The sequence below is a fragment of the Brumimicrobium salinarum genome (assembly GCF_002844555.1).
In the GTDB taxonomy this organism is placed as follows: Bacteria; Bacteroidota; Bacteroidia; order Flavobacteriales_D; family Crocinitomicaceae; genus Brumimicrobium; species Brumimicrobium salinarum.
Map to the genome: position 1 here is coordinate 1 of NZ_PJNI01000074.1, position 461 is coordinate 461.

Sequence of the window (461 nt, forward strand, 5' to 3'; positions counted from 1 at the left end):
CGTATTATCCGCGCAAAAAAACCTGCCATCTTTGTTCTTGAAAACGTTAAAAACCTGAAGAGCCATGACAAGGGTAAAACCTTTAAAGTCATCATGGATACCCTCGACGAACTGGGCTATGAAGTTGCGGATGCAGCTGAGATGGGCAAAAACGATCCTAAAGTTATCGACGGAAAGCACTTTTTACCTCAGCACCGAGAACGTATCGTTTTGGTCGGTTTCTGCCGTGATCTGAACATTCACCATTTCTTTACCCTGCGCGATATTAGTCGTTTTTATCCGGAACAGCGTCCGTCATTTGGCGAACTGCTGGAACCCGTGGTTGACAGCAAATATATACTGACGCCGAAACTCTGGGAGTATCTCTATAACTACGCCAAAAAGCACGCAGCTAAGGGTAACGGATTCGGTTTTGGCCTCGTTAATCCTGAAAATAAAGAAAGCATTGCCCGTACGCTTTC

At 45.3% G+C, this 461-nt stretch carries 1 protein-coding gene; it reads left to right on the forward strand.

Going from position 1 to position 461, the window contains the following annotated elements; translation table 11 throughout:
* Positions 1–461: DNA (cytosine-5-)-methyltransferase (gene dcm / locus CW751_RS15200; protein ID WP_119782976.1), on the forward strand; the 461-nt coding region annotated here is incomplete at both ends.